22 protein-coding genes are annotated in these 26,259 nt (G+C 63.0%); 17 read left to right on the forward strand and 5 right to left on the reverse strand.

All coding sequences use genetic code 11. From position 1 onward, the window contains the following. Nucleotides 1-34 precede the first annotated feature (34 nt). From ACMGG8_RS10285 to ACMGG8_RS10310, 6 genes are all read left to right on the forward strand, one after another. On the forward strand, nucleotides 35-676 hold the full coding sequence (locus tag ACMGG8_RS10285) for a tetratricopeptide repeat protein (protein WP_016968331.1): 642 nt from the start codon (nucleotides 35-37) through the stop codon (nucleotides 674-676). After that, nucleotides 669-1,820: an outer membrane protein assembly factor BamB gene (gene bamB, locus ACMGG8_RS10290; RefSeq protein ID WP_060840875.1), complete on the forward strand. Its 1,152-nt coding sequence runs from the start codon at nucleotides 669-671 to the stop codon at nucleotides 1,818-1,820. The genes ACMGG8_RS10285 and bamB overlap by 8 nt, the downstream gene beginning before the upstream one ends. 141 nt (nucleotides 1,821-1,961) lie before the next feature. Beyond that, on the forward strand, nucleotides 1,962-3,434 hold the full coding sequence (gene der, locus ACMGG8_RS10295) for a ribosome biogenesis GTPase Der (RefSeq protein WP_016968329.1): 1,473 nt from the start codon (nucleotides 1,962-1,964) through the stop codon (nucleotides 3,432-3,434). Nucleotides 3,435-3,621: 187 nt separating this feature from the next. After that, the gene (locus ACMGG8_RS10300; protein WP_414159544.1) at nucleotides 3,622-4,770 is read left to right on the forward strand and encodes a pyridoxal phosphate-dependent aminotransferase; all 1,149 of its coding nucleotides are present in this window, start codon (nucleotides 3,622-3,624) and stop codon (nucleotides 4,768-4,770) included. Further along, a complete protein-coding gene (locus tag ACMGG8_RS10305; protein ID WP_265073687.1) occupies nucleotides 4,758-5,549 on the forward strand; it encodes an amidohydrolase in 792 nt (263 codons plus the stop codon). Before ACMGG8_RS10300 ends, ACMGG8_RS10305 begins: the two co-directional genes overlap by 13 nt. A gap of 90 nt (nucleotides 5,550-5,639) precedes the next feature. Beyond that, the gene (locus ACMGG8_RS10310; RefSeq protein ID WP_060844524.1) at nucleotides 5,640-6,041 is read left to right on the forward strand and encodes a hypothetical protein; all 402 of its coding nucleotides are present in this window, start codon (nucleotides 5,640-5,642) and stop codon (nucleotides 6,039-6,041) included. A gap of 88 nt (nucleotides 6,042-6,129) precedes the next feature. Here the strand turns inward: ACMGG8_RS10310 and leuA are convergent, their stop codons facing one another. From leuA to ACMGG8_RS10330, 4 genes are all read right to left on the reverse strand, one after another. After that, entirely contained in the window at nucleotides 6,130-7,809 is a 1,680-nt protein-coding gene (gene leuA / locus ACMGG8_RS10315) for a 2-isopropylmalate synthase (RefSeq protein WP_016968325.1), read from the reverse strand. 356 nt (nucleotides 7,810-8,165) lie between these two features. Further along, the gene (locus ACMGG8_RS10320; RefSeq protein WP_414159545.1) at nucleotides 8,166-8,987 is read right to left on the reverse strand and encodes a peptidoglycan DD-metalloendopeptidase family protein; all 822 of its coding nucleotides are present in this window, start codon (nucleotides 8,985-8,987) and stop codon (nucleotides 8,166-8,168) included. Nucleotides 8,988-8,990: 3 nt separating this feature from the next. Then, a complete protein-coding gene (gene xseA / locus ACMGG8_RS10325; RefSeq protein ID WP_414159546.1) occupies nucleotides 8,991-10,370 on the reverse strand; it encodes an exodeoxyribonuclease VII large subunit in 1,380 nt (459 codons plus the stop codon). Further along, a complete protein-coding gene (locus ACMGG8_RS10330; RefSeq protein ID WP_414159547.1) occupies nucleotides 10,367-11,314 on the reverse strand; it encodes a LysR family transcriptional regulator in 948 nt (315 codons plus the stop codon). The genes xseA and ACMGG8_RS10330 overlap by 4 nt, the downstream gene beginning before the upstream one ends. Before the next feature lie 102 nt (nucleotides 11,315-11,416). Between ACMGG8_RS10330 and ACMGG8_RS10335 the strand changes: the two genes are divergently transcribed. The 7 genes from ACMGG8_RS10335 to ACMGG8_RS10365 all read left to right on the forward strand — a co-directional run bounded on the left by ACMGG8_RS10335 (nucleotide 11,417) and on the right by ACMGG8_RS10365 (nucleotide 18,233). Beyond that, entirely contained in the window at nucleotides 11,417-12,187 is a 771-nt protein-coding gene (locus ACMGG8_RS10335) for a sulfite exporter TauE/SafE family protein (protein WP_060844520.1), read from the forward strand. A 126-nt stretch (nucleotides 12,188-12,313) separates the two neighbouring features. After that, nucleotides 12,314-12,862: a hypothetical protein gene (locus tag ACMGG8_RS10340; protein ID WP_060840867.1), complete on the forward strand. Its 549-nt coding sequence runs from the start codon at nucleotides 12,314-12,316 to the stop codon at nucleotides 12,860-12,862. Nucleotides 12,863-12,978: 116 nt separating this feature from the next. Beyond that, nucleotides 12,979-14,448, forward strand: a complete 1,470-nt coding sequence (gene guaB / locus ACMGG8_RS10345; RefSeq protein WP_060840866.1) for an IMP dehydrogenase — start codon at nucleotides 12,979-12,981, stop codon at nucleotides 14,446-14,448. 104 nt (nucleotides 14,449-14,552) lie between these two features. After that, nucleotides 14,553-16,130, forward strand: coding sequence for a glutamine-hydrolyzing GMP synthase (guaA, locus tag ACMGG8_RS10350; protein ID WP_060844518.1), 1,578 nt, complete (start codon nucleotides 14,553-14,555; stop codon nucleotides 16,128-16,130). A 154-nt stretch (nucleotides 16,131-16,284) separates the two neighbouring features. Further along, a complete protein-coding gene (locus ACMGG8_RS10355; protein ID WP_414159548.1) occupies nucleotides 16,285-17,163 on the forward strand; it encodes a M24 family metallopeptidase in 879 nt (292 codons plus the stop codon). Between the two features lie 264 nt (nucleotides 17,164-17,427). Next, nucleotides 17,428-17,706: a hypothetical protein gene (locus tag ACMGG8_RS10360; RefSeq protein ID WP_414159549.1), complete on the forward strand. Its 279-nt coding sequence runs from the start codon at nucleotides 17,428-17,430 to the stop codon at nucleotides 17,704-17,706. A 5-nt stretch (nucleotides 17,707-17,711) separates the two neighbouring features. Next, nucleotides 17,712-18,233, forward strand: coding sequence for a helix-turn-helix transcriptional regulator (locus tag ACMGG8_RS10365; protein WP_060844507.1), 522 nt, complete (start codon nucleotides 17,712-17,714; stop codon nucleotides 18,231-18,233). A gap of 11 nt (nucleotides 18,234-18,244) precedes the next feature. On the opposite strand, the gene treR is transcribed toward ACMGG8_RS10365, so the two are convergent. Then, a complete protein-coding gene (gene treR, locus ACMGG8_RS10370) occupies nucleotides 18,245-18,949 on the reverse strand; it encodes a trehalose operon repressor (protein ID WP_108545279.1) in 705 nt (234 codons plus the stop codon). Nucleotides 18,950-19,179: 230 nt separating this feature from the next. Here treR and treP point away from each other — a divergent pair, with 230 nt between their 5' ends. From treP to ptsP, 4 genes are all read left to right on the forward strand, one after another. Next, nucleotides 19,180-20,622: a PTS system trehalose-specific EIIBC component gene (gene treP, locus ACMGG8_RS10375; RefSeq protein ID WP_060840861.1), complete on the forward strand. Its 1,443-nt coding sequence runs from the start codon at nucleotides 19,180-19,182 to the stop codon at nucleotides 20,620-20,622. Between the two features lie 60 nt (nucleotides 20,623-20,682). Then, the gene (gene treC / locus ACMGG8_RS10380) at nucleotides 20,683-22,329 is read left to right on the forward strand and encodes an alpha,alpha-phosphotrehalase (RefSeq protein ID WP_414159550.1); all 1,647 of its coding nucleotides are present in this window, start codon (nucleotides 20,683-20,685) and stop codon (nucleotides 22,327-22,329) included. Nucleotides 22,330-22,438: 109 nt separating this feature from the next. Next, nucleotides 22,439-23,662: a maltoporin gene (locus ACMGG8_RS10385; RefSeq protein WP_060840859.1), complete on the forward strand. Its 1,224-nt coding sequence runs from the start codon at nucleotides 22,439-22,441 to the stop codon at nucleotides 23,660-23,662. A gap of 60 nt (nucleotides 23,663-23,722) precedes the next feature. Continuing rightward, on the forward strand, nucleotides 23,723-26,257 hold the full coding sequence (ptsP, locus tag ACMGG8_RS10390; RefSeq protein WP_414159551.1) for a phosphoenolpyruvate--protein phosphotransferase: 2,535 nt from the start codon (nucleotides 23,723-23,725) through the stop codon (nucleotides 26,255-26,257). Nucleotides 26,258-26,259: the final 2 nt, after the last annotated feature.

A 26,259-nucleotide genomic window follows, 5' to 3' on the forward strand; every position in this document is an offset into this window, starting at 1 on the left:
CAAACAGCCGAATTAGCGAATAAGGAGTATTGGGGTGTCGAGTACCGAAGACGAACAGCTGGCGGAATTGAAAGACTGGTGGCAGCGCAACGGCAAACCTCTGGTGACCGGCGGTCTGCTGGCTCTGGTCATCGTGTTTGGCTGGCAGGCCTGGCACAAGTATCAGAACAATCAGTCGCAAGGCGCTTCGGTGCTCTATCAGCAACTGCTGGAAACCACGCTGACACCGGATGGCAAGCCTGATGCCGCCCGCGTTGCGGACCTGGCCGGCAAGCTCAACAGCGAGTTCGGCGGCACCGCCTACGCGCAGTACGGCAGCCTGTTCGTCGCCAAGGTGGCGGTAGACACCGGCAAGCTGGATGATGCAGCGGCGCAACTGAAGGCCATCGCCGACAAGCCTGCGAACCCGACCTTGGGTGAAGTGGCGCGTCAGCGTCTGGCCCAGGTGCTGGCGGCGCAGAACAAGGCCGACGAAGCCCTGAAACTGCTCGACGGCGATGCCGACAAGGCCTTCCTGGCAACCCGTGAAGAGCTCAAGGGTGATCTTCTGGTGCAGTTGGGCCGTGTCGATGAAGCTCATGCGGCATATCAAAAAGCCAAGGCAGCGCTCTCGGATGAAGCGGCGGTCGGTGGCTTACAAATCAAGCTGGACGACCTGGCCAAAGGGGATGCATGACGTGATCCGTTGGAAACATGCAGCATTGCTGGCTCTGGCCTTGTTGGCCGCGGGTTGCAGCAGCAACAGCAAGAAAGAACTGCCGCCGGCTGAGCTGGTCGACTTCAAAGAAGAAGTGGTCCTGCAGAAGCAGTGGAGCCGTTCGATCGGTGACGGTCAGGGCGAAACCTACAACATGCTGGTACCGGCTATCGATGGTGACACCATCTATGCCGCCGACGTCACCGGTGTGGTGGTTTCCATGGATCGCATGAACGGCGACGTCAAATGGAAGAAAGATCTCGAACTGCCTGTTTCCGGCGCCGTGGGCGTGGGTTATGGCCTGGTCATGATCGGCACCCTGAAAGGCGAAGTGGTTGCCCTGGATGCTTCCAGCGGTGAAGAGAAATGGCGTACCCGTGTGACCAGTGAAGTTCTGGCTCCGCCTGCCACCAACGGTGACGTGGTGGTGGTGCAGACTCAGGATGATCGGGTGATTGGCCTTGATGCCAGCACCGGTCATCAGATCTGGCTGTACGACAGCACCCCGGCGGTACTGACCCTGCGGGGCACCAGTGCCCCCTTGGCGACCAACCGTCTGGCCCTGGCCGGTCTTTCCACTGGCAAGGTGGTGGCCCTGGATATCCGCAACGGCGTGCCGGTGTGGGAGCAGCGCATCGCCATTCCACAAGGCCGTTCCGAACTGGATCGCGTAGTGGACATCGACGGCGGCCTGCTGCTGTCCGGCGGTACGCTGTATGTCGCCAGTTACCAGGGGCGTGTGGTTGCCCTGGACCTGGAGAGCGGTCGTCCGCTGTGGCAGCGTGATGCGTCCAGCTATGCCGGCGTGGCACAAGGTTTTGGCAGCGTCTATGTCAGCCTGTCCTCGGGCACCGTGGAAGGCGTGGACGAGCGTTCGACCACCGCCCTGTGGAGCAACGACTCCCTGGCTCGACGTCAACTGTCGGCACCGGAAGTCTTCTCCAGCTACGTGGCTGTAGGTGACCTGGAAGGTTATCTGCACCTGCTGAGCCAGGTTGACGGTCGTTTCGTCGGCCGTACGCGCATTGACAGCGATGGCCTGCGCGCCCGTCCGCTGGTGGTGGGCGACATGATTTATGTGTATGGCAACAGCGGCAAACTGGAAGCCCTGACCATCAAGTAATGGTTTGACTATGCTTGGGGTTGATTCCCCAAGCGGCCTTGTCTCGACAAGGTTCGCAGCACTTCAAGGTGCTGCCCCGAGCACCAGCCGCTGCCTCGCAGCGGCTTTTGTATTTTCGCAATTAACGCAGTGGAGAGCCGCATGGTTCCCGTAATCGCCCTGGTGGGCCGACCTAACGTCGGCAAGTCCACCTTGTTCAACCGCCTGACTCGGACTCGCGACGCCATTGTCGGCGACCTGTCCGGTCTGACCCGTGATCGCCAATACGGTGAGGCCAAGTGGCAAGGGCGTACCTATATTCTGATCGACACCGGTGGTATTTCCGGTGACGAGCATGGCATGGATGAAAAGATGGCCGAGCAGTCGCTGCTGGCCATTGAAGAAGCTGATGTGGTGTTGTTCCTGGTGGACGCCAAGGCCGGGTTTACCGCGGCCGACCAGATGATCGGCGAGCACCTGCGCAAACGTAACAAGACCTCCTACGTGATCGCCAACAAGGTCGACAACATCGACCCGGACATGGCCCGCGCCGAGTTCGCGCCATTGGGCATGGGCGATGCGATCCCGATCGCCGGTGCCCATGGCCGCGGCATCACCCAGATGCTGGAAATCGCCCTGCGCGAATTCCCCAAGGATGACGCCGACGAGCCGGAGGAAGGTGAAGAAGAGATCGTCGCCGAAGGCGAGGAAGCCAAGCGCATTCCGGGCCCGAGCGAGAAGGACGGGATCAAGATCGCCATCATCGGGCGTCCCAACGTCGGCAAGTCGACCCTGGTCAACCGCATGCTCGGTGAAGATCGGGTCATCGTCTATGACCAGCCCGGCACCACCCGCGACAGCATCTACATCCCGTTCGAGCGCAACGACGAGAAGTACACGCTGATCGACACCGCCGGTGTGCGCAAGCGCGGCAAGATCCACGAGGAAGTCGAAAAGTTCTCGGTGGTCAAAACCCTGCAGGCGATCAAGGACGCCAACGTGGTGATCTTCGTCATGGACGCCCGCGAAGGCGTGGTGGATCACGACCTGAACCTGCTGGGCTTTGCCCTGGAAGCCGGTCGGGCCCTGGTGATTGCCCTGAACAAGTGGGACGGCATGCAGCCGAGCGAGCGCGACTACGTGAAGACCGAGCTGCAGCGGCGGTTGTTCTTCGTCGACTTCGCCGATATCCACTTCATCTCGGCACTGCACGGCACGGGCGTGGGCAACCTCTACCAGTCGGTGCAGAACTCGTTCAAGTCGGCGGTGACCCGCTGGCCGACCAGCCGCCTGACCCAGATTCTCGAAGACGCCGTTGGCGAGCATGCGCCGCCCATGGTCAACAACCGTCGGATCAAGTTGCGCTACGCCCACTTGGGCGGTGCCAACCCGCCGCTGATCGTGATTCACGGCAACCAGGTGGAGAAGGTACCCAAGTCCTACGTGCGTTACCTGGAAAACACCTACCGTCGGGTGCTGAAGCTGGTGGGCACGCCGATCCGTATCGAGTTCAAAGGTGGCGAGAACCCATACGAAGGCAACAAAAACACGCTCACCGACCGCCAGGTCAACAAGAAGCGTCGTTTGATGTCGCACCACAAGAAGGCCGACAAGAAGCGCCGCGACAAGCGCTAAACAGCAGCGGCAAGCTGCAAGGGATGAGCTGCAAGTGAGGGTAGGGAAGTCTTGCCGCTCGTGGCTTGCAGCTTGAAGCAGCGACTGAAGAAGGGGCCTTGGGGCCCCTTTTTTAATCGCCGCGCTTTGGGCTATTCTCGGGACCTCCCGCGCCGCCGTAGAGCCGGGTGTTCAGCAGGGAACCCTCATGATCACCAGTAAGCTGCCGCATGTCGGCACCACCATCTTCACGCAAATGTCCCAGCTCGCGGTGGAAACCGGAGCGCTCAACCTGTCCCAGGGCTTTCCTGATTTCGATGGTCCCCAGGCCTTGCGCGACGCGGTTGGCCGGCATATCGCCAATGGCCATAACCAATACGCCCCCATGACCGGTTTGCCGGCTCTGCGCCAACAGGTGGCGGCGAAAATCGCTCGCAGCTATGGCGTCGAGGTCAATGCCGACAGCGAAGTGACCATCACTCCTGGCGCGACCCAGGCCATTTTCTGTGCCATCCAGGCGGTGATTCAGCGTGGTGACGAGGTCATTGTTTTCGATCCCTGTTACGACAGTTATGAGCCGGCAGTGGAGCTGGCCGGCGGCCGCTGTGTGCATGTGCAGCTCGGGCTCGAGGACTTTGCCATCGACTGGCAGCAGCTTGGCCAAGCCTTGAGTCCGCGTACGCGGATGATCATCCTCAACACCCCTCACAACCCCAGTGGCGCCTTGATCAGCCGGGCCGAGCTGGATCAGCTGGCAGCGTTGATCCGTGATCGCGACATCTACCTGGTCAGCGACGAGGTGTATGAACATCTGGTATTCGACGGTGTGCCCCATGTCAGCGTATTGGCTCACGAGGAGCTGTATAAACGGGCCTTCGTCGTCAGTTCCTTCGGCAAGACTTACCACGTGACTGGCTGGAAGACGGGATATGTGGTTGCGCCACCGGCTCTGAGCGCCGAGCTGCGCAAGGTGCATCAATATGTCAGCTTCTGCGGCGTGACCCCTTTGCAGTACGCTCTGGCGGATTTCATGGCCCAGTGCCCGGAACATGTCGAGGAACTGCCGGCCTTCTATCAGGCCAAGCGTGATCTGTTCTGCGACTTGCTGAGCGCTTCGCGTTTCAGCTTCACCCGGGTGGCCGGTACTTACTTTCAACTGGTGGACTATGCGCAGATTCGTCCGGACTTGAATGACGTCGACATGGCGAAATGGATGACCCGCGAACATGGCGTGGCCGCCATTCCGGTGTCGGTGTTCTATCGGCAGCCGCCCCAGGGGCAGCGTCTGGTACGACTGTGTTTCGCCAAACGCGAGGAGACGCTGCGTCAGGCAGCGGAGAAACTATGCGTGATCTGAGTGCATTACCCGATCTGAATCTGGCGTTGATTCAGACCACCCTGGCCTGGCATGACCGCCAGGCCAACTTCGAACACTTTGAGCAGTTGCTGGAGCAGGCCCGCGGTGCCGATCTGATCATCCTGCCGGAGATGTTCACCACCGGATTTTCCATGGAGTCCAGCACCCTGGCGGAGGCTGAGAACGGCCCCACCAGCAAATGGCTGCGCTGCCAGGCGAAGAAGCTCGATGCGGTGATCACGGGGAGCGTGATCATCCAGGCGGCGGATGGCAGCCACCGTAACCGCCTGTTGTGGGCACGCCCCGACGGCGAAGTCTGGCATTACGACAAGCGCCATCTGTTCCGCATGGCCGGCGAGCACAATCACTTCACTCCGGGCGAGCGCCAGGTCCAGTTCGAGCTCAAGGGCTGGCGCATTCGTCCGCTGATTTGCTACGACCTGCGCTTTCCGGTGTGGAGTCGCGATGCCCAGGACACCGATCTGCTGCTGTACACCGCCAATTGGCCGGGCGCCCGGCGCTTGCACTGGAACCGCCTGCTACCGGCCCGGGCCATTGAAAATCTTTGCTATGTGGCGGCGGTCAACCGGATCGGCACTGACGGCAAGGGCTTTGCCTACACCGGTGACAGCCAGGTGCTGGATTATCAGGGCGAAACCCTGCTTAGCGCCGGGGAAGCGGATGGGGTGTTTCAGGTGCGCCTGAATGCCGGCGAGCTGGCGGCCTACCGCGCACGCTTTCCAGCCAACCTCGATGCCGACACTTTCATGTTCACTTAGGGGCAGATCGCCGCACACTTTTTTACAGGTTGCCGATATCAAGCTTCAGGGACGAGCGCCGATAGGACGGACATCCAGGAGGAATCAAGCATGACCACCATCAACGCCAATGCCGTCAATCCTTATCCATTGTCCGCGCCGACAGTCGTGACCGGGGCAGCCGAAGACACCAGCCCGCTGGCGCCGGCGGCCCAGGGCAAGGATGGCGAGGACAAGGAGCTGCGGGTCAACTCTGCCGGTGCCGGCATCGATGCGGTGCAAGGTGGCGGCGATCCGGTGCAGCAGTTGCAGAAGCAGATCGAGCAGACCCAGAAGATTCTGCAGCAACAACAGGCGCAATTGGCCAGTACCGAGAAGGGGCAGGCCAGTGATGAACAGAAGGCCCAGCAGGTCATGGAGATTCAGGCGCAGATTGCCGTGACCAACAGCACTTTGCAGGTGTTGCAGGCCGCTTTGCTGCAAGCCATGTTCAGTGTCGATGTCCATGCCTGAACCCTGTGCCGCGCCCAATTAGCGTGGCAACGGATGCAAAAAGGCCCCGAGGAGCAGCGCTCCCCGGGGCCTTTTTGATCAGCGCTGTTTAAGCCGCCTTGGCTTCCTGCTCGCTCAGGGAGCGGTTCAGGGCACTGAACAGCGCCTTGAAGCTGGCCGTGGTGATGTTTTCGTCGATGCCCACGCCGTGGACCGCACGCTCACCGTTGACCCGCAGTTCGATGTAGGCCGCCGCCTTGGCGTTGGTGCCGGCGCCGATGGCGTGTTCGTTGTAGTCCATGATCTCCACCGGCACCGGCAAGCCGGCCACCAGCGCTTCCAGGGCACCGTTGCCCTTGCCGCGCCAGTGCAGGTTGGTTTCGCCCTGGCCCTTGCTCGACACTTCCACTTCCACGGCGCTGTGGCCGTTCTCTTCCTGCAGGCGATGGCTGACCAGCGCGTACGGGGTGTTGGCCTGCAAGTACTCGCTGTGCAACAGCGCGTGGATCTGCTGGGCGGTCATTTCCAGGCCCAGGCGATCGGTTTCCCGCTGCACCACCTGGCTGAATTCGATCTGCATGCGGCGCGGCAAGCTGATGCCGTATTCCTGCTCCAGCAGGTAGGCGATACCGCCCTTGCCCGACTGACTGTTGACGCGGATCACCGCCTCGTAGCTGCGACCGATGTCGGCTGGGTCGATCGGCAAGTACGGCACTTCCCACAAGCCGTCGGCTTTCTGCTGGGCGAAGCCCTTGCGAATCGCGTCCTGGTGGGAGCCGGAGAAGGCGGTGTGGACCAGGTCACCGACATATGGGTGACGTGGGTGCACGGCAATCTGGTTGCACTCTTCCACCACTTTGCGCACGCCGTCGATGTCGGAAAAGTCCAGCTCCGGATCGACGCCCTGGGTATAGAGGTTCAAGGCCACGGTGACCAGGTCGACGTTGCCGGTACGCTCGCCGTTGCCGAACAGGCAGCCTTCGACACGGTCGGCGCCGGCCATCAGGCCCAGCTCGGTGGCGGCTACGCCAGTGCCACGGTCGTTGTGGGTGTGCAGGCTGATGAGCACGCTGTCGCGACGGTTGATGTGGCGGCAGAACCACTCGATCTGGTCGGCGTAGATGTTCGGTGTTGCCACTTCAACGGTGGCCGGCAGGTTGAGGATCACCTTGTTGGTCGGCGTAGCGTTCCAGACTTCCACCACGGCGTCACAGACTTCCTTGGCGAACTCCAGTTCGGTGGCGCTGAAGGTCTCTGGCGAGTACTCGAACTGCCACTGGGTTTCCGGCTGCTGAGCGGCGTATTTGACGAACAGCTTGGCGGCGTTTACCGCGATTTCCTTCACGCCGGCCTTGTCCTGGTTGAAGACGATGCGGCGGAACGACGGGCTGGTGGCGTTGTACAGGTGGACGATGGCTTTCTTCGCCCCGCGCAAGGACTCGAAGGTGCGGGCAATCAGGTCTTCGCGGGCCTGGGTCAATACCTGGATGGTGGTGTCGTCCGGGATATGGCCGCCTTCGATCAGGGTGCGCACGAAATCGAAGTCGGTTTGCGAAGCGGCGGGGAACGACGCCTCGATTTCCTTCACGCCAACAGCTACCAGGGTTTTCCAGAAACGCAGCTTCTTGACCGCATCCATCGGCTCGATCAGCGACTGGTTGCCATCACGCAAGTCCGAGCTGCACCAGATCGGCGCGCGGGTGATGGTCTTCGACGGCCAGGTGCGGTCCGGCAAGTTGATGGTCGGAAACGCGCGGTACTTGGAGGATGGGTCTTTGAGCATGGTCATGGAGAAATCCTTATGGTCCGGGCCGAAAAGAGGCGGCCTGCCGGTGAGTCAAGAGTGCAGTGTTGACGCAGGGGGATGAGGCACCGCGATTCAGCCTGGCAGTCGTGCGCTGACGAGGCAGAGGCTCCGGTGTTGACGACGCTGAATGAGGGTGTGAGAGGTTTTCATGCGCTCAACCCTAACCACTGAGATGAGAGATGGCAAGCAGTCGAAAAAAATTGAGAGGAATACTCGAAATTGAAGCTATATCGAGATTTTATGCTGGCTATTCTTGTAAAGAATATCAACGATTGCGCAGTCGTCCTGGCCTGCGCAATCCTCGTGGGGACCGACTTGTCGGCGCTCAGGCCCGGGGATCAGGGTTGAAACGCCCCGATAAAAATCGCCGGATCGACCCGGGCGTCGTTCAGGCTGACGTTCCAGTGCATATGCGGGCCGGTGGCGCGTCCAGTCGAACCCACCTTGCCCACCACTGCTGCGCGAGCCAGCGACTGGCCGACTTTCACATCGATCTTCGACATGTGGCAGAACATGCTGATAAAGCCCTGGCCGTGGTCGACGAACACCGTGTTGCCGTTGAAGAAGTAGTTGCCGATCAGGATCACCTTGCCGGCTGCCGGAGTCTTGATCGGCGTGCCTGCCGGTACGGCAAAGTCCAGCCCGGCGTGAGGATTGCGCTCCTCGCCATTGAAGAACCGGCGCACGCCGAACTTGCTCGACAGCGGTCCGTTAACCGGTTTGTCCAGCAGCAGGTTGCTCGGGGTGTTGGGGCTGAAGCTGCGGTAGGCGCGGATCTGCTCTGCCAGTTCGCCATCGATGCGCTTGAGGTCCGCCGGGTTCGGATTGACCTGGCGCTGGTTCTTCAAGGTGATGTGCTGCTCGGGGTATTTCTTGCTGCCCACCACGAAACTCAGGCTGCGGTTGCCGGCGCTGATCTGTTGAGGACCGGGCTTGACCGTCAGCGGGATGCCGACGATCGCCAGCCAGTTGTTCTGCTCCTTGACCACCAGCACGGGTTTGCCTTGATAGCTGGCCTTGGGCGCCTGGGCGGCGTTGCCCAGGTCGACCACCGCGACGCCACCGGGCACAGGCTTGTTCAACAGGCGGGTGATGTAGCTGTCGGCTTGAGCATTCAAGGCCAGGCACAGCAACAGCAGGGAGCAGAGAAAGCGTGGCATGGATCAATCCAGTAGAGAGAGGGTGACAGGCGTCAGGTGGTTGTCTTCGACCCGCACTTGCAACTCGCCTTCACCCAGGCGGGCAGTGAGGCGCTGGCCGTTGCGGGTCTGGGCGGCGTTGCGGATGGCCTGGCCGCGGTCGTCCAGCAGGATGCTGTAGCCGCGGCCCAGGGTGGCCAGGGGGCTGACCACATGCAGGGTCTGCATCTGGCTGTGCAATTGCAGGCGCCGGGCCTTGAGACCTTCGCGCATGGCGCGGGGCAGCCGTTCGGCCAGGCTGTCCAGGCGCTGGCGCAGCAGTGCCAGTTGCCGACCCGGATGCTGGGCGCCGAGGCGGGTTTCCAGGCGGATCAAGCGTTCGCGCCGGGTATTGAGGCTGCGTTCGAAGGCCCGGCGCAGGCGCATGTCCAGGTCATCCAGGCGCTGTGCTTGCTGGCGCAGGCGTTCGCCGGGATGGCGCAGGCGTCGGGCCAGGCCGTCCAGGCGCAGGCGGTCGCGCATCAGCCGGTCGCGGATGCGCATCACCAGGCGCCGATGCAGGCTGTCGATGCGGCGTTGCAGGTCGTTGGAATCAGGGGCCAGCAGTTCGGCGGCGGCGGAAGGCGTGGGGGCACGAACGTCGGCCACGAAATCGCTGATGGACACGTCGGTTTCATGGCCGACGGCGCTGACGATCGGCGTTACGCAGGCATCCACTGCCCGCGCCACGGCTTCTTCGTTGAAGCACCAGAGGTCTTCCAGCGAGCCGCCACCACGGGCCAGGATCAGCGCGTCAAAGCCTCGGGCATCGGCCAGTTGCAAGGCGCGGACGATCTGCGCCGTGGCCTCGCGGCCCTGCACGGCCGTGGGAATCAGGGTCAGTTCAACCTGCGGCGCCCGGCGGCGGAACACGCTGATGATGTCGCGGATCACCGCGCCGGTAGGGGAACTGATGATGCCGATGCGTTGCGGATGAGTGGGCAGCGGCACCTTGCGCTCGGCGCTGAACAGGCCTTCGGCGCTGAGCTTTTCCTTGAGTGCATCGAAGGCCAGGCGCAGGGCGCCGTCACCGGCTGGCTCCACGGTGTCGAGGATCAGCTGATAGTCGCCGCGGCCCTCGAACAGCGAGACCTTGCCCCGGACCTTGACCGCCAGGCCATCCTTCAGGGCCTGGCGGACCCGCGCGGCATTCTGCCGGAACAGCGCGCAACGCACCTGGGCGCCGCTGTCCTTGAGGGTGAAGTAGACATGGCCGGAAGCCGGGCGAGCGAGGTTGGAGATCTCGCCTTCGACCCAGATGTTGCTGAACACGTCCTCGAGCAGCACCCGGGCGCGGCCGTTGAGCTGGGTGACAGTGAGGACCTCGCGGTCCAGGCCGAGTCGTGCAAAGGGATCTTTAATCATGGGGCGCAGTTTAAGGGGCTGTCAGTCCACGGAACAACGCAATTCGATTGCCAATGATTGCGCAGCTGTTCGACAAACTGCGCCACCAGCGGTGTGGGGTCTTGTCGATAGGCGAGGGCGACGGTGCTCTGGCAATCGCTATCGGCCAGAGGCAGGAAACGCACGCTGGTCGGGGCGATGTCCTGCATCGATTCGGGCAGCAGGGCGATGCCGAAACCGGCCTGGATCAACTGCAGTTGAGTGGTCTTGCGTGACATCACTCGCGCGGCCTTGGGAAAGAATCCCTGGCGCATGCACAACTGTGCCGACAGATAGCTCAAGCCCCCGCGCTGGGGATGGGGGATGGAGATAAAGGCTTCGTTGCGCAGTTGCGCCAGCTCCACCCCCCGGGCCGGTGGATCAAGGGCCAGAGGATGCTGTGGCGGCAAGGCCAGGAGCAGCGGTTCGCTGAACAGGGGCACGATTTGCACGCCCTCCCGCTGGCGCAGTACCGGCAGGCGCAGCAGGCCAGCATCCAGCCGGCCTTCGGCGAGCTCCTGCAACTGCGCCTCGGACGACAGCTTGACGATGTCCAACGAGGCTCCGGGGCACGCCTGCAGATACTCGCTGATGCCCCTCAGCAGGCGACCGCTCATGGGCACGGTGCTTGAATGACTCAGGCGCAGTGTGCCCAGTTGCCCCTGGCCGACCTGGGTGGCCAGCTCCGCGGCCTTGTGCAGTTCGCTCAGCAGGTTGCGGGCCTTGGGCAGGAAGGCTTCACCGGCGGCAGTCAGCCGAGGCTGGCGGGCGGTGCGTTGGAACAGTGGGGTTTGCAGTTGGCCTTCCAGTTCCTTGATCTGCCGGCTGAGGGCCGACTGGGCAACGAACAGGCGTTCTGCCGCAGCGCTGAAGCTACCGCTCTCGGCAATTTCCACGAAATAGCGCAGTTGACGGGTTGAAATCACAAGACATGCCTTTTTGCGATGGGTTGAAGGCTTTGACGATATTAGTCGCAAGGCTCGCCGCTGGCTAAAGTCATTGCTGATCCAGTTGGGGAAGTCGCAGTGATGAGCGTGATCATCGAGGGGTTGAGTCAGTGGTCGTTTGGTCCGGGAGCCTGGTTGGCGATCGGCCTGGGCATCGCGCTGGCATACATCGTGTTTGGCATTGCCGGTTTCGGCACGGCGCTGGTGGCGGGACCGGTGCTGATCCTGTTCATGCCGTTGTCGAAGATCGTGCCGCTGCTGGTGCTGCTCGACTTTGTCGCGGCCTTCGGCAACCTGTTGCCGTCGCGCAAGGACGTGGCCAGGCCCGAGCTGTTGCGGCTGTTGCCCTGCATGGCGCTGGGCTGCACCTTGGGGGTGATTTTCCTGCTCAACCTCAAGTCCGATCTGCTGCTTCTATTGATGGGGCTGTTTATCAGTGCCTACGCGATCTACAGCTTGTGGGTGAAGGTGCGCCCGGCTCAGCTGGCGGCCGGCTGGGCGGTGCCGATGGGAATAGTGGGCGGAATGTTTGGCGCGCTGTTCGGCAGTGGCGGCTTTCTATATGCCATTTACCTGAACAGCCGTTTGCCCAAGGACCCGGCCCGGGCCACTCAAAGTGCGTTGATCAGTTGCAGCACCGTGGTGCGCCTGAGCCTGTTCGCCCTGGCCGGGGTGTATGCCGAGTGGCCGCTGCTGCTGTTGGCCGGCTGCCTGTTGCCAGCGATGGCGTTGGGCTTGTGGGTCGGGCGGCGTTTGACCATGAAGTTGTCTCGGGAGGCCTTTGTCCGCCTGGTGACCTGGCTGGTGCTGGCCAGTGGTTTTGCCTTGATCGGGCGCTACCTGAGCACTTGACCTGCCGGGGGCAGGGATTAAGCTGCGGGCCTTTAAATTCGTTCGCCGGCACGCCGCTACAATTGATGCCAGGAGCCGGTTTGCCGGCGAACGCGTTCGTACTGTCCCGCACGTTTCAGGTTATCCATGAACTCGCAAAGCATCCTCGTCCCGAAAATCTCCACCCTGCCGGTGCACGAGCCCCGGGCCCGGGCCATCGTGCGCTGGCTGGTGCGCAAGAACATCGTCGAGGAAACCCTGAGCACCTGCGGGCGTACCGGCAATCGCATGGGCCATGCGATTGCGCCGGGGGCACGGGACGTGGTGCTGCGGCCAGAGGCGCTGCCTTTCGGCGAGCCGATCAATGGCCTGGAGATCATTACCAAGCGCTGCATCTATACCCCGGCCAAGGGCTTCCTCGAAGAAGCCGGCTGCGCCGAATGCCGCCAGGAAATCGGCGAGGCGCTGTTCGAGAGCCTGGAAGACTGGATGCCGGGGCGCACCGATAACTTCACTTGTCCCGAGTGCGGTCATGAAGATGACATCAACGGCTTTCTGTTTCTTCAGGAATGCGGCTTTTCCAACTTGGGCTTTATCTTCAACAACTGGGCCGAAGCGGGTTTCAAACAGAGTTTTATCGACGAGTTCGCCGACTGGCTGGATCAACCGATAAGTTGGGTCAAGGTCGAGTTGTAGCGCGCGGATATCTCCATCTATCACTCCAGCGATATTAGGCAGAGTTTTACATTGAGCCCGGGTAGGTGTCTGAGTATAATGGCGCGCTTCCATTTTCCCGCCCGGGAGCCCCCGCGATGCTGCGTATCAGCCAAGAAGCCCTCACCTTCGACGACATCCTCTTAGTGCCCGGTTATTCCGAAGTACTGCCTAATGAAGTCAGTCTAAAGACCCGTTTGACCCGTGGCATCGAGCTGAATATTCCACTGGTTTCCGCCGCCATGGACACCGTCACTGAAGCCCGTCTGGCAATCGCCATGGCTCAGGAAGGCGGCATCGGCATCATCCACAAGAACATGACCATCGAGCAGCAAGCTGCCGAAGTGCGCAAGGTCAAGCGTTTCGAAGCCGGTGTGGTCAAGGACCCCATCACCATCGAAGCCGACGCCACCGTGCGTGACCTCCTCGAACTGACCAACATGCACAACATCTCCGGTGTGCCCGTACTGCACAACGGCGACCTGGTGGGCATCGTGACTTCCCGCGACGTGCGTTTCGAAAGCCGTCTGGACGTCAGCGTTCGCGAAGTGATGACGCCTAAAGAGCGTCTGGTCACCGTCAAGGAAGGCGCCGACAAGACCGCCGTCCGCGAGCTGCTGCACAAGCACCGCATCGAGCGCGTACTGATCGTCGACGACGCCTTCGCCCTCAAGGGCATGATGACCGTCAACGACATCGAAAAAGCCAAGGCCTACCCGCTGGCCAGCAAGGACGACCAAGGTCGCCTGCGCGTCGGCGCTGCGGTCGGCACGGGTAAGGACACCGGCGATCGCGTTGCCGCGCTGGTCAACGCCGGTGTCGACGTGGTGGTGGTCGATACCGCCCACGGTCACTCCAAGGGCGTGATCGACCGCGTTCGCTGGGTCAAGGAGAACTTCCCTGAGGTCCAGGTGATCGGCGGCAACATCGCCACTGGCGCTGCAGCCAAGGCCCTGGCCGAAGCCGGCGCCGACGCGGTCAAGGTCGGTATCGGCCCTGGCTCGATCTGCACCACCCGTATCGTTGCCGGTGTCGGCGTGCCGCAAATCAGCGCGATCGCCAATGTTGCAGCGGCCCTGGTCGGCACGGGCGTTCCCCTGATCGCCGACGGCGGTATCCGTTTCTCCGGTGACCTGTCCAAGGCCATCGTGGCCGGTGCCTCCTGCGTGATGATGGGTTCGATGTTCGCCGGTACCGAAGAGGCTCCGGGCGAGATCGAACTGTTCCAGGGCCGTTCCTACAAGGCTTATCGTGGCATGGGTTCCCTGGGCGCCATGTCCCAGGCCCAGGGCTCTTCCGACCGCTACTTCCAGGACTCCTCCGCGGGTGCCGAGAAGCTGGTGCCGGAAGGTATCGAAGGTCGCGTGCCGTACAAGGGCACCCTGACCGCGATCATCCATCAGCTGATGGGTGGCCTGCGTTCTTCCATGGGCTACACCGGTAGCGCCAACATCGAAGAAATGCGCACCAAGCCGGAGTTTGTCCGCATCACCGGCGCCGGCATGGCTGAATCCCACGTCCACGACGTGCAGATCACCAAGGAAGCGCCAAACTATCGCGTAGGTTGATAGTGATCGCCTCCAGGCCCAGGCCCGGAGGCGATCGACGAATTTAGTAACCGGGGCTGTGTTTTTCAGCCCCGTGTCGTTTCTGAAATTAGACGAGACTGACCATGGCCCTCGACATTCACGCCCACCGCATTCTGATCCTCGACTTCGGTTCCCAGTACACCCAACTGATCGCCCGCCGCGTGCGTGAAATCGGGGTCTACTGCGAACTGCATCCGTTCGACATGGACGACGAAGCGATCCGCGAATTCGCTCCCAAAGGCGTCATCCTCGCCGGCGGTCCCGAGTCCGTGCACGAAGCCAACAGTCCTCGCTGCCCGCAAGCGGTGTTCGATCTGGGCGTTCCGGTCTTCGGCATCTGCTACGGCATGCAGACCATGGCCGAGCAAATGGGCGGCAAGGTCGAAGGTTCCGAACTGCGCGAATTCGGTTACGCCCGGGTTGACGTGGTGGGCAAGAGCCGCCTGCTGGACGGCATCGAAGACCACGTCGACGCCGACGGCCTGTTCGGTCTCGACGTGTGGATGAGCCACGGTGACAAGGTCACCAAGATGCCCAAGGATTTCCACATCCTGGCCAGCACCCCGAGCTGCCCGATTGCCGGCATGTTCAACGATGACCTGCGCTACTACGGCGTGCAGTTCCACCCGGAAGTGACCCACACCAAGCAGGGCGGCCGCATCCTGTCGCGCTTCATCCTCGACATCTGCGGCTGTGAAGCGCTGTGGACCCCGTCGAAGATCGCCGAAGACGCCATTGCCCAGATCCGTGCCCAGGTTGGCACCGACAACGTCCTGCTGGGCCTGTCCGGCGGTGTCGACTCCTCGGTGGTGGCGGCCCTGCTGCACAAGGCCATCGGCGACCAGCTGACCTGCGTTTTCGTCGACAACGGCCTGCTGCGCCTGCACGAAGGCGAGCAAGTGATGGCCATGTTCGCCGAGAACATGGGCGTCAAGGTGATCCGCGCCAATGCCGAGGAGCAGTTCCTCAGCAACCTGGCCGGTGAATCCGACCCGGAGAAGAAGCGCAAGATCATCGGCCGCACCTTCATCGACGTGTTCGATGCCGAATCCTGCAAGCTGGAAAACATCAAGTACCTGGCCCAGGGCACCATCTACCCGGACGTGATCGAGTCGGCTGGCGCGAAAAGCGGCAAGGCCCACGTGATCAAGTCGCACCACAACGTGGGCGGCCTGCCGGAAGAAATGAACCTTAAGCTGGTTGAACCGCTGCGTGAGCTGTTCAAGGACGAAGTCCGCCGTCTGGGCCTGGAGCTGGGCCTGCCGTACGACATGGTCTACCGTCACCCGTTCCCGGGCCCGGGCCTGGGCGTGCGCATCCTCGGTGAAGTGAAGAAGGAATACGCCGACCTGCTGCGTCGCGCCGACCACATCTTCATCGAAGAACTGCGCAAGGCCGACTGGTACCACAAAGTCAGCCAGGCATTCGTCGTGTTCCAGCCAGTGAAATCCGTCGGTGTGGTCGGCGATGGCCGTCGTTACGCCTGGGTCGTGGCCCTGCGCGCCGTGGAAACCATCGACTTCATGACCGCACGTTGGGCACACCTGCCTTACGAGCTGCTGGAAACCGTCAGCGGCCGGATCATCAACGAAATCGAAGGCATCTCCCGCGTCACCTACGACGTGTCGAGCAAGCCGCCGGCCACCATCGAGTGGGAATGATCCCGCAGCCTCACGAGCGTCAGGCTCGGGTGAAATGGACGAGTATTTTCTAGTCCGCCAAGAAGGCCCCTGATCGCGAGATCAGGGGCCTTCTTGCTAAAGAATATCGACCGTCCTGCGGGGCGGGTCATCGGATAGGGATGTTGAGATGAGTGTGTTTGGCAAGCTGCTGCGAACCTTGGGCCTGGCGGCAGAAGCGCCTGAACTGCCGAGCGCGAAGGCGCAGCCATTGTCGCGTTTTGATCGTTTTGCCGCAGACAATCGCGAAGCCTTTGCGCTGATCGGCGCCTTGCCGGAGCAGGAGATCGTGGCTGAAGAGCGGCGCCTCGCTGCCGAGGTGACGGACATTCTGCTGTCGCTCAAGCCGTTTATAGTGGAGGGGGTGTCGCGTCTGGAGATTCAGGAACATGTGCTGCAGCAGCTTGATAGCCGGCAGTTACTGCCTGCGCTGGTCGGCTACAAGGGATACCCCGCAGCCGTTCCTGTCTCGGTGAATGCGGAGCTGATCGGTTGCCTGCCCTCGGAGAAATGCTTGCCGGCCAGTGCGTTGGTCAAGGTCGAGGTCGTGGTGTCATCGCGCAAGGGGTATGGGGCGCAGTCCTGGACCTTTGCCACGCCCGGCGCCAGCACAGAACAACTGCGCTTGTTGAGCGCTGCCAAGGACGCCCTGGAGCAGGGCTTGCGACAGGTACGCGGTGGTGAGTCCCTGGGGGCCATCGGCAGCGCGATCCAGGAAGTACTGGACGCCCAGGGATTCAGTGCGGTGTTTGAATACTGCGGTTATGGCATGGGCAGGCAGCGGATCCAGGCGCCTCAGGTACTGGGTTACCGCGTTGCGGGACGCTCCGAACCCATGGTGGCCGGCCAGGTATTGAATGTTCAGGTGTTGGCCAAGGCCGGAACCTCACGTGTCCGGGTGATGCCCAATGGCTGGAATGTGGTCGCTCACGATCGGTGCGACGGGGTGGTGGTCAGTGCCATGGTCCGGGTGACGGAGGTGGGAGCAGAACGTCTCAGTCGGTTTGTCGACTGAAGTCGCTGCGTTGCAAGACAAATGGCGATCGCACCTTGGGTGGATCGCCATTTGTATGTCCAGGTATTGGAAAGCCCGGGTTTTTCGCGTTCACGCAATACCGGGAAAGACATTGCCCCGTCGAGCCTCCGGGGTGCCGTGTACCTTTGAAGTCGTCCCTCAGTGTTTTGCCCTTGCAGCGAATTGTCGCTGAGCGGCATTGATCGGATTGTGTTTGGTTGTCAATTGACAACCTTGTGTTCCTGACGATACTGGAGGCTATGGATGGCTCGTGCAACTCATCCCAAGAAGGACATTGAAATGGCCCTGCGCTACGCCGAATGGCAGGGCTGGCGCATCGAGGTTGGCGGTGGTCATGCCTGGGGGCGGATCTACTGCCCGTACAACAACGAAGTGTGTCGCTGTGGCGAGTTCTGCGTCACCAGTGTCTGGCGGACCCCGAAGAACCCGACCCAGCACGCCCGTGCGCTATGCCGGGTGATCGACAACTGCACCGTGAACCAGCTGCGTGGGGCCAAGGCGCCGGCAGCCCATCAGGAGTAAGCACCATGGAATACCTGTTCACCCTCAACTATCTGCTGCCGCTGGAGGGCTGTGATCCGCTGCAACTGGTGGAGCGCCTCGGTGCGGCGGGGTGCACCGACGTCCTGGTCGGCACCGGCCTGGCCGGGCGCCTGGCCTTGGAGTTCAGTCGCGAGGCCGAGAGCGCCGAGGCGGCGCTGCTCAGTGCCCTGGGGGATATCAAGCGCATCATCCCCGAGGCGCGGCTGGTGGAGGCCAGTCCGGATTTCGTCGGCCTCAGCGAGATCGCCGAGATCGTCGGGGTGTCACGGCAGAACATGCGCAAGCTGATGCTTGGCCACGCCGACAGCTTTCCCCTGGCGATCCATGAGGGCAGCACCTCGCTGTGGCACTTGGCGGAGGTCCTGAGCTGGCTGGACAGCAAGGGCGGCTATCCCCTCAAGCATCCGGTGATCGAGGTGGCGCGGGTGGCGCAGCAGGTGAATACCGCCAAGGAGGCGCAGCGCATCGGCCCCCTCAGCGCTGAGCTGGCGGCCCTGCTGGGCTGACGGGGCAGGGCTTAGCGCCGGGCCACGTCGGAGAAGTAGAACTTGTCCAGGGTGTGCCGTGATTCGGTGTACTCGAACTGCCGCCCGTCCTGCAGAAAGGTCTGGTTGCTCACCACGATCACATGGCTCTGGCCGTCCAGGTCGAGCAACTGCTGGTCGTCCTTGCTCCGCGGGCTGGCCTCGATGGTGCGCTGGGCATAGCTGATGTTCAGTTGCAGGGTCTGTTCGATGTAGGCGTAGATCGAATGCTCGGCGATCTGCCGGTCCAGCCCCGGAATCAGCTCGGCGACAAAATGGTTGATGTCGAGAATCACCCGCTTGCCGTCGATTCGCCGCACGCGCTTGATCCGTGTGATCAGGCTGCCTTCTTCGGCCTGCAGGTGATTGAGCAGGGCGCCTTGCAGGGGGAACTGGCTGAACTCCACCACCTCGGTGCTGACGTCATCCCCCAGGCGCGGATAGGTTTCCTGGAAGCTGACGATGCCGCCCAGCTGGAACTCGATGGGATTGGGCGAGAGCACGAAGGTGCCCTTGCCATGGATCTTCTGCGCGAAGCCGCGCTCCTGCAGCAGTTCGATGGCCTTGCGCACGGTGCCGCGGCTGGCCTGGTAGCTGTCCATCAGTTCGCTTTCCGAAGGCAGGCGGGCGCCACGCTCCAGGCGTTCGGTGGTGATGCTGGCAAGCAGATCACTGTAGATCTGGTTGTATTTGCTCATGGGATGGCTCTGTGCCGGACTGTGCTCAAGGCAGGCACCTTAAGGGCTGGACGGGGCATTTGTCCATGCGCCCGGGCCAGGCTTTCCCAGGCGGAAACCACCCGGCGCAAGGCGGTGGCGGAAGAAAATTTCAAACTCGTCTGTACGAGTTGTTGATTTAACTCGTACAGACGAGTAATTTGCCCCTCGGCGTGCTGCCAATAACAAAAATCTCAGGTGGAAGAACAAGCATGAGCCACGACTATTCAACGATCGCCAGCGAGTTGCTGCACAGCCTCGGTGGCGCCGACAACCTCGAACAGGCGGCCCACTGCGTGACCCGCCTGCGCCTGGCCCTCAAGGACCCGAGCCTGGTCGACAGCGCCACCCTCAACCAGATCGACCTGGTCAAGGGCTCGTTCTTCACCGGTGGCCTGTATCAGGTGGTGATCGGCCCCGGCGAAGTGGAAAAGGTCTATGCGGCCTTGCGCCAGCAGACCGGTCTGGCGGCCTCGACCATTGCCGACGTGAAGGACAAGGGCGCCCAGAAGACCCACGCCATGCAGCGCCTGGTGCGGGTGTTCTCCGATGTGTTCATGCCGATCCTGCCGGCGCTGATCATCGCCGGCCTGCTGATGGGGGTGAACAACCTGCTGGGGGCCAAGGGCATGTTCATCGAAGGCAAGACCCTGCTTGAGGCCTACCCGGGCCTCGACGGGCTCTGGAGCCTGATCAACCTGATGGCCAACACCTCCTTCGTGTTCCTCCCGGCCCTGGTGGGCTGGTCGGCGGCCAAGCGCTTTGGCGGCAGTGAGATCCTGGGCATCGTCCTGGGCCTGATGCTGGTCCACCCCGATCTGCTCAACGCCTGGAACTACGGCAAGGCGGTGGCCGGGCTGGATGGCCAGAGCCTGCCGTACTTCGACATCTTCGGTCTGTTCCAGATCGAGAAGGTGGGCTATCAGGGGCAGATCCTGCCGATCCTGTTGGCGGCCTATGTGATGAGCGTGATCGAAAAATGGCTGCGCGCCCGGGTGCCCAACGCCATCACCCTGCTGGTGGTGCCCATCACCACCATCGTGGTCACCGGCGTGCTGGCCCTGGCGATCATCGGTCCGGTGACCCGGCACCTGGGGATTCTGATCACCGAAGGCGTGGTCACCCTGTTCGAACTGGCGCCCATGCTCGGCGGCGCGATCTTCGGCCTGCTCTATGCGCCACTGGTGATCACCGGCATGCACCACATGTTCCTGGCGGTCGACCTGCAACTGATTGCCACCCAGGGCGGCACCTTCATCTGGCCGATGATCGTCATGTCCAACCTGGCCCAGGGCAGCGCGGCCCTGGCGGTGTTCACCATGAGCCGCAACGCCCGTGATCGCAGCATGGCCTCGACCTCGGCGATTTCCGCCTACTTCGGCATCACCGAGCCGGCGATGTTCGGCGTCAACCTGCGCTACAAGTTTCCCTTCTATGCCGCGCTGATCGGCTCGGCCCTGGGCTGCGTGTTCCTGTCGCTGAACAAGGTCCAGGCCTCGGCCATCGGCGTCGGCGGGCTGCCGGGGTTCATCTCGATCATTCCCCAGTACATCCCGATGTTCGTCATCGGCATGGTCATCGCCCTGGTGGTGCCTTTTGTCCTGACCTGCGGCCTGAGCCTGAAGATCATCCGGCCCGGCTATCGCGTGGCCTGACCCGCCCTGTAGGCGCCGGCTCGCCGGCGAATGTCCTCGTACTCTCCAAAGGATTCCCCCATGCAAGACTGGCAGCGTTCGGTGATCTACCAGATCTACCCGAAGAGTTTTCACAGCCACCAAGGGCGGCCCACCGGCGACCTGCTGGGCGTGGTGGACAAGCTCGACTACCTGCACTGGCTGGGGGTCGACTGCCTGTGGCTGACGCCGTTCCTGCGCTCGCCACAGCGGGACAATGGCTACGACATCAGCGACTACTACGCCATCGATCCCAGCTACGGCAGCATGGCCGATTGCGAGCTGTTGATCGCCGAAGCCGGCAAGCGCGGGATCAAGCTGATGCTGGATATCGTGGTCAACCACACCTCCATCGAACACGCCTGGTTCCAGCAGGCCCGCAGCAGCCTGGACAACCCCTACCGGGACTTCTACATCTGGCGTGACGCGCCCAACAACTGGGAATCCAAGTTCGGCGGCTCCGCCTGGGAGTACGAGGCCCAGACCGGGCAGTACTACCTGCACCTGTTCGATCACACCCAGGCCGACCTCAACTGGGACAACCCCCAGGTGCGCGCCGAGGTGTTCAAGATGATGCGTTTCTGGCGCGACAAGGGCGTCGGCGGCTTCCGCCTCGACGTGATCAACCTGATCTCCAAACCGGCGGATTTCCCCGAGGACCAGAGTGACGGCCGCCGCTTCTATACCGACGGCCCCAACGTCCACCAGTACCTGCAGGAGATGCATCGGGAAGTGTTCGCCGGCCACGATCTGGTGAATGTCGGCGAGATGTCCTCCACCCGCCTGGAGCACTGCATCCGCTATTCCCATCCGGAGTCGAAGGAGCTGTCGATGACCTTCAACTTCCATCACCTGAAGGTGGACTACCCCAACCAGCAGAAGTGGCTGCGGGCCGATTTCGACTTCCTCGAACTCAAGCGCATCCTCTCCGACTGGCAAACCGGCATGCAGGCCGGTGGCGGCTGGAATGCGCTGTTCTGGTGTAACCACGACCAGCCGCGGGTGGTCTCGCGCTTTGGCGACGACGGTGAGCACCGGGTAGTGTCGGCGAAGATGCTGGCCACCGCGCTGCACCTGCTCCAGGGCACGCCTTTCGTCTACCAGGGCGAAGAGCTGGGCATGACCAATCCGCATTTCGAGCGCATCGAGCAGTACCGCGATGTCGAGACCCTGAACATCCACCGCCTCAAGCGCGAGGCCGGTGAAGACCCGCAGGCCATCATGGCGGCGATCCAGCAGAAATCCCGGGACAACGGACGCACGCCGATGCAGTGGCATGCCGGGGCCAACGCCGGTTTCAGCAGCGTCGAGCCCTGGATCGGGATACCGGCCAACGCCAGCCAGATCAATGCCGAGGCGCAACTCGACGACCAGGATTCGGTGCTGCATCACTACCGTCGGCTGATCGCCTTGCGCCGCCAGGAAGCGCTGATCCAGCACGGCCTCTATCGCCAGCTGCTGCCCGAGCATCGGCAAGTCTGGGCCTATGTGCGCGAGGGCGAGGGCGAGCGCCTGCTGGTGGTGAACAACTTCTACGGCGCGCCGTGCGAGGTCGAGTTGCCGGAAGCGGTAATCGACGCGGGCATGCAACAGCGCCTGCTGATCAGCAACTACCCGGACCACGAGCCCCGCAGCCGGCACGTGCACCTGCGGCCCTACGAATCCTTCGTTCTGCACCTGACCCTGTAGCAGCCGGCTTGCCGGCGAACCGGGCCAGGGGATCTTTCTGGCCCAGCGCATCCGCCGGCCAACCGGCGCCGACGAATTCGAACAACACAATAAAAATAATGGGTGGCTTATGAGAACAACAATAAATCGCGGTCTGGCGGCGTCCTGCCTGTGCCTGGCCTTGCCTTTTCCGGCCCAGGCCCTGGAGTTTGCCGGCTACCTGCGCAGCGGCCTGGGCACCTCGGTCAACAGCGGCTCTCAGTCCTGCTTCCAGTTGCCCGGCGCGCAGTCCAAGTACCGCCTGGGCAACGAGTGCGAGCAGTACGCCGAGCTGGAACTGCGCCAGGACCTGTACACCCTGGACGACGGCTCGGTGCTCAGCGTCGACGGCATGGCCTCGCTGTACAACCGCTACGACCGCAACCTGAGCTTCCAGGGCGAGAACGGTTCGGCGCGGATGCCGCAGATGTACGCCCAGTGGTCGAACCTGCCCAGCCTCAATGGCGGTTCGCTGTGGGCCGGGCGCCGTTACTACAAGCGTAACGACATCCATATTTCCGACTTCTACTACTGGAACCAGAGCGCCACCGGCGGCGGGGTCGAGGACGTGCGCATTGGCGATCTGAAATACAGCTACGCCTTTTCCCGCAAGGACAATCTCTATCAGAAGCAGGCGGTGAGCCGTCATGACTTCAACGTCGCCGGCTTCCAGACCAACCCCGGCGGCGAGCTGGAACTGGGCCTGAGCTATCTGGAAAAGCCCGATCGCCGTGGTGCCCACAATGGCTGGGCGATCACCACCCAGCATGTGCAGAAGGACTTTTTCGGCGGCAAGAACAAACTCGCCCTGCAATACGGCGAAGGCCCCGGCACCGGCCTGGGCTACACCGGCAACACCTACCTGGATGACAGCAACAAGAGCTATCGCCTGGTGGAGTTCTTCGACTGGCAACTGACTCCGCGCTTCGGCGGCCAGGTGGAGGCGGTCTATCAGAAGGACATTCGCCCCGACGGCCAGGATCAGAACTGGATCTCGTTGGGCGTGCGCCCGGCCTACGCCATCACCGAGCAGTTCAAGCTGGTGACCGAGTTCGGCCACGATCAGGTGGAGGCGCCCGGGGGCACCCGCAAACTCAGCAAGTTCACCTTCGCACCCACCTGGTCACCCAAGGGCCCGGACTTCTGGGCCCGGCCGGAGGTGCGGCTGTACTACACCTATGCCAGCTGGAACGAGGCCGCCAAGCGTGCGGCCAATGAGCTGGCGGCCGGTTCCGCGCTGTCCGACAGCGGCGTGTTCGGCAGCGCCCGGCATGGCGCGAACGTCGGCTTGCAGGTCGAGTACTGGTGGAAATAAGCGATGCTGTCGGGGCTCGCGCTCCATCGGCACTTCAAGGAATCAACAGCAGGTGACGTCATGGCCATAACCCAACCCTTGCAATTGCTCGCGCCCCTGTCCGGGGTGCTGCTGCCCCTGGAGCAGGTCCCGGACCCGGTGTTTTCCAGCCGGGTGATCGGTGACGGGCTGTGCATCGACCCGACTTCCCAAACCCTCTGCGCACCGCTGTCCGGGGTGGTCAGCAACCTGCAGCGCAGCGGCCACGCGCTGAGCATCACCGGCGAACAGGGCCAGCAGGTGCTGATGCACATCGGGCTGGACACGGTGAACCTGGCAGGCAAGGGCTTCACCTGCCTGATCGAGGAAGGCCAGCAGGTCACGGCCGGCCAGCCGCTGATCGAGTTCGACGCCGACTACCTGGCCCTGCATGCCCGCAGCTTGCTGACCCTGATGCTGGTGGTCAGCGGCGAAGCGGTGACCGGGCTGGTCGGCGACCGCCTGCTGGTGGAGCTGGGACAGCCGGTGTTGCAGATCGAGCCCGCCTCCGCAGAGGAAGGTGCCAAGGCCGAGGACGCTGAAGCTGAGGCGCTGTTTTCCAAACCGCTGATCCTCGGCAACCCCCAGGGCCTGCATGCGCGCCCGGCGGCGCTGCTGGCCCAGGCCGCCAAGGGCTTTGCCGCGAACATCTGCCTGCACCGGCGCCAGGACTCGGCCAATGCCAAGTCCCTGGTGTCGATCATGGCCTTGCAGACCGTGCAGGGCGATGCCTTGCAGGTCAGCGCCGTGGGCGCGGATGCCGAGCAGGCGATCCAGGCGCTGGTGGAGCTGCTGGCCTCCGGTTGTGGCGAAAAGATCAGCGCCGCAGCAAGCCCCGAGCCGCGAGTCGTGGTTGATGAAGCGCTGGATCCGTTGTGGCGAGGCGTTTGCGCGTCACCGGGCTCGGCATTTGGTCAGGTGCTGCAGGTGGCCGAGCAGCGCCTGCAGATACGCGAGGCGGCAACCCGCCCGCAGCAGGAGCGCGAGTCTCTGGAGCAGGCCCTGAGCCAGGCCCGGGCGGCTCTGCAGTGGCTGCGCGACAGCGCCAGCGCTGACGCGCAGCAGGACATCTTCCGGGCCCATCAGGAGCTGCTCGATGACCCGAGCCTGCTGGAGCAGGCCCACGCCCTGATCGCCAATGGCAAGAGCGCGGCCTTTGCCTGGAACAGCGCCATCGAAGCCACCGCCGAGTTGTTCAAGGGCCTGGGCAGCAGCCTGCTGGCCGAGCGCGCGGTGGATCTGGCGGATGTCGGCCAGCGGGTGCTCAAGCTGCTTCTCGGGGTGCAGGAGCCAGCCCTGATCCTGCCGGATCAGGCGATCCTGATTGCCGAGCAGCTGACCCCGTCGCAGACCGCGAGCCTGGACACCGCCAAGGTGCTGGGGTTTGTCACCGTCGGGGGCGGCGCCACCAGCCATGTGGCGATTCTGGCCCGGGCTCTGGGCCTGCCGGCGATCTGTGGCCTGTCGCCTCGGGTCCTGTCCCTGGCCAACGGCACCCGGGTCCTGCTGGATGCCGATCGCGGCGAACTGCATACGGACCCGGACCCGCAACGGGTGCAGCAACTGCAGGCCCTGCGTCAGCAGCAACGCCAGCGCCAGCAGCAGGACCTGGCCCAGGCCGCGCATCCTGCGGTGACCCGCGACGGTCATCACCTGGAGGTGACGGCCAATATTGCTTCCCTGGCCGAGGCCGAGCAGGCCATGAGCCTGGGCGGCGAAGGCGTTGGCCTGTTGCGCTCGGAGTTCCTCTACCAGGACCGCAACCAGGCCCCGAGCCCCGAGGAGCAGGCCGCGACTTACCAGGCCATCGCCCAGGCCCTGGGGCCGACGCGCAATCTGGTGGTGCGGACCCTGGACGTGGGCGGCGACAAGCCCCTGGCCTATGTGCCCATGGAGCGCGAAGCCAACCCTTTTCTCGGCCTGCGGGGTATCCGCCTGTGCCTGGAGCGTCCCGAACTGCTGCGCGAGCAGTTCCGGGCGATGCTCGCCTGCGCCGGGCAGGCCCGCCTGCACATCATGCTGCCGATGGTCAGCCAACTGGCGGAGCTGCGTCAGGCGCGCCAGTTGCTCGATGACGAGGTCCGGGCCCTGGGCCTCGCGGAGCGGCCCAAGCTGGGGATCATGATCGAGGTGCCTTCGGCGGCCTTGATGGCGGATCGTTTTGCCCCGGAGGTGGATTTCTTCTCCATCGGCACCAATGACCTGACCCAGTACACCCTGGCCATGGACCGCGATCATCCGCGCCTGGCCGGTCAGGCCGACAGCTTTCACCCGGCGGTGCTGCGCCTGATCGCCCGCACGGTGCAGGCCGCCCATGCCCACGGCAAGTGGGTCGGCGTCTGCGGCGCCCTGGCTTCCGAAACCCTGGCGGTGCCGCTGTTGCTGGGCCTGGGAGTCGACGAGCTGTCGGTGAGCGTGCCGTTGATTCCCGCCATCAAGGCCGGGGTGCGGGAGTTGGATCTGAGCGAGTGCCAGGCCTTGGCAGCGCGGATCATCGATCTGGAAGACGCGGTTCAGGTACGTGAATGCCTGCAACGGCAGCAAGTCGCCGCCGACTCACTGGTTCTGGAGAACTGAAG

This window comes from Pseudomonas sp. BNK-45, assembly GCF_047456255.1.
Classification (GTDB): Bacteria; Pseudomonadota; Gammaproteobacteria; order Pseudomonadales; family Pseudomonadaceae; genus Aquipseudomonas.